The organism is Dyadobacter sp. (assembly GCF_051859145.1).
Taxonomy (GTDB): Bacteria; Bacteroidota; Bacteroidia; order Cytophagales; family Spirosomataceae; genus Dyadobacter.
This window is the reverse complement of record NZ_JBHYGF010000469.1, coordinates 1-2,837: the sequence shown is the minus strand read 5'-3', so window position 1 is coordinate 2,837 and position 2,837 is coordinate 1. Positions and strand designations below refer to the sequence as shown.

Here is a 2,837-nt window from a genome sequence, read left to right as displayed (position 1 = left end):
CAACTAGCGGGAAAACCGATGAAACATTGTTCAGCGACGGCTTGCACCCGAATGCGAAAGGTTATACTCTGCTCGGAAATGCAATTAAGCAGTACATGAAATAGCTTAGAGTACTACGCCAATGCCAAACAGGATCACAAAAAACAGCGTGGAAAGCGCCATTTGTTTGAGGTAGGGATCAAGTTCCTGTGCTTTCTTCAATGTGGAAATTGCTATCCCGTTTCTGATAAACAATGGGAAGCTGAGCAAAAAGAGCAGATTCTGAAATCCGGAAAAGTGAAAGTATGTATAAATCAAGACGCAGAGCATGCCAGTGACCAGGATAAACCAGTGATAAGCTATCGCCTTTTCACGTCCGAGCCGAACGGGAATTGAGTTCTTACCTGTGGCTTTGTCGGACTCGATATCGCGTATGTTGTTGATATTCAAAACGCCAACCGCAAACAAGCCGCAGCTCGTCGCAGGAAGTAACAGCGACCAATTCCATAAATGCGTGTGCAGGTAGCTGCTTCCGAGTACGCCCACCCAGCCAAAAAAGATCAGCACAGACAGGTCGCCCAAACCCACATATCCGTACGGGCGCTTGCCGGCAGTATACGTGATCGCAGCAATAATACAGGCGATGCCAATTCCGAAAAATACCCAGAAGGCACTTTTGGGCGCATCACTCAATGCGATTACCAACAAGGAAATACCGGAAATCAGAGCCAGTGCAGAAGACCAGATAATCGCTTTCAGCATCAGGGAAGCAGTAATATGCCCGGAATGCACGGCGCGGCGCGGACCTTCCCGCAAGTCGGTATCCTTTCCATTCACAGCATCCCCGTAATCATTTGCAAAATTGGAAAGTACCTGTAAAATAATGGTCGTAAGTACGCTCAATGCCGCTACTGACCAGTGAAAGTTTCCTGTCGAAGCAGCCAGAAAGCAGCCCATGATAATGCAGGACAATGATAGAGGTAAAGTTCTCGGCCGGGCGGCCTCAATCCAGGGGTTCATTTATTGATTAATAATTGTTGTCAAGCCTGAGCTCTCTGTTCGGCCCAATTGATAATTTGTTCAGCGAGAGCAAGTCCCTCTTTGGAAACATTCGCGCTTAGGTTTCCATCGTAGCTCATTGAAAGATGCAGTGTATCGTAAGCAGCCATAAAAGCACCCAGCATTTTCTTATCACGCATTGACAGTTCTTCTTTATACCAGTCAACACTTTTGCGACCTTTTTTCTTATCGCCAAAAACGCTGTCAAGTGCAACCAGTACTCCTGCATATGCAGTATGGCCTGCCATCTTAACGTACTTTCTGTCTTGATAAAGACCGTTTTCCTTTATCGCTTTTTCGCGTAATATTTCCTTAGCGTTGGAGAGGTAGCGTTTTGCTTCAATAATGTCTTTCATGTTAATGTGTGTTTATGTTAAAGAAATTGGAAGGTTCAGGCTGCCAATAGTGTAACTGGCAGCCTGCTATTTAGTAGTATCAGATTCCCACAGCTTTCAAAAACTCAGGATCTGTTGGCAATACCTTAGAAGCGAAGAAATTGGTCAGCTCGCCATTTTCATTCACCACATATTTGCAGAAATTCCAGGTTGGAACTTTGTCATTCCAGCCATTTAATTCTTTTGTGCTCAACCACTTGTAAATAGGCGCCTGATCTTCTCCCAACACCGACACTTTCTCAAACATCGGGAAAGTTACGCCGTAGGTTGCAGAGCAGAATGTTGCGATTTCTTCGCTTGTACCTGGCTCTTGTCCGCCGAAATTATTAGCCGGGAAGCCGAGTACAACCACCTTGTCGCCATGCTCTTTGTTGAATTTTTCCCAATCTGCATATTGCTTGGTGTAGCCGCATTTGGAAGCAACATTGAGGATAACCACTTTCTTTCCCTTGTACTTGCTCAAATCCACTGTTTTGCCCCCAACCAGTGATTTTACCTTGAAATCGTAAAGTGTTTGTTTTGCAGCTTCGTGTGTCGCAGGGCGTGATGCGGTTTCACTTTTATCAGCAAACAAACCGCCGATCAGAGATGTAATCATAATTAAAATCGATTTAAGAAAGCTCATATTAGTCTTGGTTATGGTTTATACAAATCTATCAATAAACGCGAGAAACTCAGCTTTACATACGCTCCGGAACTTCTATTCCCAATAACCCCAAACTTTTTTGAATTGTTTCCGAAACAACCTGCGATAATGCGACCCTGAAACGGACCGCATCCGGATTCGGATCGGAGAAAATGGATACCTCCGCGTAGAACTGGTTGTAAACTTTGGCCAGCTCAAATGCATAAAGTGAAATGATCGACGGTGCAAACTCGCTTGCTGCTGACGTTACTTTAAATGGAAACTGGGCCAAGGCGAAAATCAATTCACGCTCCGATTGGTGCATTGCGTAATCCTGACCGGGTATAACTGCTTCGATATTAGCCTGCTCCGCCTTTCTCATAATAGAGCGGATCCGTGCGTAAGTATATTGAATAAACGGTCCCGTGTGTCCCTGAAAGTCAATGGACTCCGCCGGGTTGAAGAGCATTCTTTTCTTCGGGTCCACTTTCAGCAGGAAGTATTTTAATGCACCCATTGCCAGCTGGTTATAAAGCTGCTTCGCTTCTGCACTGTCAAAATCATCAATCTTGCCCAGTTCCTGCGTGCGGTCGGCGGCAGTTTGTATCATTTCCGCAATCAAATCGTCTGCATCTACTACGGTACCTTCGCGCGATTTCATTTTACCTGACGGCAGGTCGACCATTCCGTAGCTGATGTGGTAGCAACCTTCCGCATAGGTTCTTCCCAGTTTTTTCAGGATTGCAAAAAGAACTTTGAAATGGTAATCCTGCTCGTTA

General features: G+C 45.3%; 4 protein-coding genes. All 4 read right to left on the bottom strand.

The features are described 5' to 3' along the window. Window positions 1-105 precede the first annotated feature (105 nt). The gene (locus tag ACTIE6_RS22155; RefSeq protein WP_439558707.1) at window positions 106-999 is read right to left on the bottom strand and encodes a 1,4-dihydroxy-2-naphthoate polyprenyltransferase; all 894 of its coding nucleotides are present in this window, start codon (window positions 997-999) and stop codon (window positions 106-108) included. A 20-nt stretch (window positions 1,000-1,019) separates the two neighbouring features. Further along, window positions 1,020-1,394, bottom strand: a complete 375-nt coding sequence (locus ACTIE6_RS22150) for a DUF5618 family protein (protein ID WP_439558706.1) — start codon at window positions 1,392-1,394, stop codon at window positions 1,020-1,022. Window positions 1,395-1,473: 79 nt separating this feature from the next. Beyond that, window positions 1,474-2,031 (bottom strand): glutathione peroxidase, encoded by a 558-nt coding sequence (locus ACTIE6_RS22145; RefSeq protein ID WP_439558705.1) that lies wholly within the window; start codon window positions 2,029-2,031, stop codon window positions 1,474-1,476. Between the two features lie 82 nt (window positions 2,032-2,113). Next, on the bottom strand, window positions 2,114-2,837 hold a 724-nt coding region (gene argS / locus ACTIE6_RS22140), incomplete at its 5' end, for an arginine--tRNA ligase domain-containing protein (protein WP_439558704.1).